This window comes from Ruegeria sp. TASC047, from assembly GCF_059612445.1.
Genome location: NZ_JBXWQP010000026.1, coordinates 1 through 2,683, shown reverse-complemented (window position 1 = coordinate 2,683; position 2,683 = coordinate 1). Strand labels below are relative to the sequence as shown.

Here is a 2,683-nt window from a genome sequence, read left to right as displayed (position 1 = left end):
TTGGCGGTTACGATGAGCCAGAAACCCTCTCTTATCAAATCGACCAAAACTGTCCCATTGGTGCTGACGTCAGACACTATGTTCATATTGGTCCCGAACAGAAGGTTGTATTGACTATTTTTTTCCGCGAGAGACTTGCTGTCCAGCGACTACACGACTGCCAGCATTGCCCCAACCGCTATCACTCTTGTTACCATCGATAGCGTTTTTACCGCTGACCGTCGGCGCGGCTGCTCCAATTCCCGGCGTACCGGAAAGAGTGTCCGCCATATTTTTCGCGGCGCCGGAATTACCGTTAGCCATGACAGGTGCAGCGAGCGCGATTAGCGCGGTGGTGGAAAGTACGACAAGCTTTTTCATTTTAGCCCCCTTGTGTTTCGATACAGGGTTTACGCTGGCCGCACTTGACTGGATCAAATTTGAAAAAAATATGAATGAAACAAACTGTTTCCAAATATCAACAACGAACGCAACCGAGATGCAGATTTCCGGGCACTCAGATCATAAAAAGAATAGATTCAATAAACGGGCCTGTTCCTTGGCTGGGATCGATCCGCGTGTATATCGGCGAAGATCCAAGCGCCCCGTCGACACGGAGTTGCGGGCCAGGATGAAGGAGTTGGCGTCCGAGCGGCGACGGTTCGGATATCGCCGTCTGCATATCCTGTTGAAGCGCGAAGGCTGGGAGGTGAACTGGAAGAAGCTATACCGGCTCTACCGCGAAGAAGGATTAACCGTTCGTAAACGGGGCGGACGCAAGCGTGCAGTGGGCACCAGGACGCCAATGACGATCCCGCAGGGGCCAAACCAGAGATGGTCGCTCGACTTCATGTCGGATGCGCTGGAAGATGGCCGCAGGTTCCGTGTGCTGAATGTCATCGACGACTTCAGCCGGGAATGCCTGGCCGCCGTCGTGGACACATCCATTGGCGGTGCGCGTGTCGCCCGCGAACTGGATCGGATCGCCGAGTTGCGCGGTTACCCCTGTTTGGTGGTCTCGGACAACGGGACGGAACTGACCAGCAACGCGATGCTGAAATGGCAGGCAGACCGCAAAGTTGAGTGGCACTACATCGCGCCAGGCAAACCAATGCAGAACGGCCTGGTCGAAAGCTTCAACGGCCGGATGCGGGAGGAATGCTTGAACGAACACCTGTTTCCGTCTCTGCGCCATGCCTGCCGCATGATTGCGGCATGGCGCGCCGACTACAATCACCACCGGCCTCACTCCAGCCTCGCTGGTCTGACGCCACACGAATATGCTAACCGGTCAAAGGAAGACCAAAACCTGAACAGAGCTAACCTAAATTAGCGGACTCAAAGGGGAGCAGGTCACAAGCTAAAGAATATCCCTCGCCCAATTCAGTGCTTCCAGTGGCGGCCAGATAAATTAACCGTCAGCAGCCGCTCCAACGAGGTGCCTACTATAGGAGTTGAAAGGCTTGTTGCCGCACCGCCTGACGAAGAAACCAAGGCTGCCGCTGCCCTAGTCAAAGCAGCCGTTGACGCTGGAACCTCTTCAAACGCCCAGAGCCCTCGCATTTCAGACGAAGCTAACTGGCTTCAGATAAGGGCTGATGCATAGTTTGCTGCAGAAGCACTATAAAGGGCGTAGGCAATCAAAACTAAAAGAACGAAAACTGGTCCAGCTATTTCAAAGAAAGCTCGTACAGGTGTTTGAGAGCTTTTTCCAACTGAGACATATTGGGAGAGATTACTTTCTGTTTGGAATAGCTTCCATTTACTCAGGTTTACCATATTCAACTCGCACAAAAACAACGGTTAAAAATTAGCACTCGTGGCCCTGATCGCATAAGGATATCGTGTTTTTCAGAGATTGTACGGCCCAGATGGCAAGATGAGTGCACATTCACGATACAACAACACGCATTGTTAACCTTTGCGGGAATGTTTGGTGTTTTTAGACCATTTGGGACACCACTCCTCACACTTCCAAACTTAGCAAAGACTTGTCGCGATCTGGACAATTGGAGCGTACTTTCACTCAAACCGTCTGCTTTGTCCGCAGAGCGGTCATTTGACTGTGAGGTCGTCAAGAGTTCCGCAGTTCACGGCTATCCAAGAACACGGCGTAATTCTTAACGGTCTGTGGATACCAGCGGCCACCCTTGCACGTCGTCACACCTCGGTCGTTCAGTAGCCGTGCTGCCCCCGAATACGATCCGGCCTCAGCAATTGCCCGTTCAAAATCGGGGCGGATCGTTTCGAAGAATTTTCGCTTCTCTGACTGCCTCTGTGTCGCTAACGCATGGGCATTCCGGCCAAGAACGGTTCCCCGGTTCTTTGCGGCCCTGAGTGCGGCTCTGGTGCGTTCTGATATCTGTCGGCGCTCCTCCTCCGCAAAGCAGGCCAGCAGGTGCAGGAAGAACGTTGAGACGTTCGGGTGTTCGCAGACGACAAGTTCAATCCCTTGGTCGATGATCCCTGAGATGAACGACACCTTCCGAGAAAATCTGTCCAGCTTCGGGATCAGCAGCTTTGACCGGGTCTTCTTCACAAGGTTGATGGCGTTCCATAGCTCTGCCCGGTCGTCCCGTTTGCCGGATTGGATTTCGGTGAACTCGGCTATCACTTGATCGGCTGGGGTGTCTGACGTCAGCACCAATGGGACAGTTTTGGTCGATTTGATAAGAGAGGGTTTCTGGCTCATCGTAACCGCCAA

General features: G+C 53.0%; 2 protein-coding genes and 1 pseudogene. 1 reads left to right on the top strand and 2 read right to left on the bottom strand.

Translation table 11 applies throughout. From position 1 onward, the window contains the following. Positions 1–114: 114 nt before the first annotated feature. Positions 115–360 carry a hypothetical protein gene (locus AC2FLO_RS05980; protein ID WP_170621163.1) on the bottom strand — a complete coding sequence of 82 codons (246 nt, stop codon included), beginning with the start codon at positions 358–360 and terminating at the stop codon, positions 115–117. 163 nt (positions 361–523) lie between these two features. Here AC2FLO_RS05980 and AC2FLO_RS05975 point away from each other — a divergent pair. Further along, positions 524–1,312 (top strand): annotated as a pseudogene (locus AC2FLO_RS05975) (IS3 family transposase); the annotation flags it as partial. 741 nt (positions 1,313–2,053) lie between these two features. Here the strand turns inward: AC2FLO_RS05975 and AC2FLO_RS05970 are convergent. Continuing rightward, positions 2,054–2,683: recombinase family protein (locus tag AC2FLO_RS05970; protein WP_496755262.1), on the bottom strand; the 630-nt coding region annotated here is incomplete at its 5' end.

What these genes read in the sequence shown, in the direction of transcription:
- AC2FLO_RS05980 (WP_170621163.1), bottom strand. Translation starts at nt 360, where the DNA reads ATGAAAAAGCTTGTCGTACTTTCCACCACCGCGCTAATCGCGCTCGCT.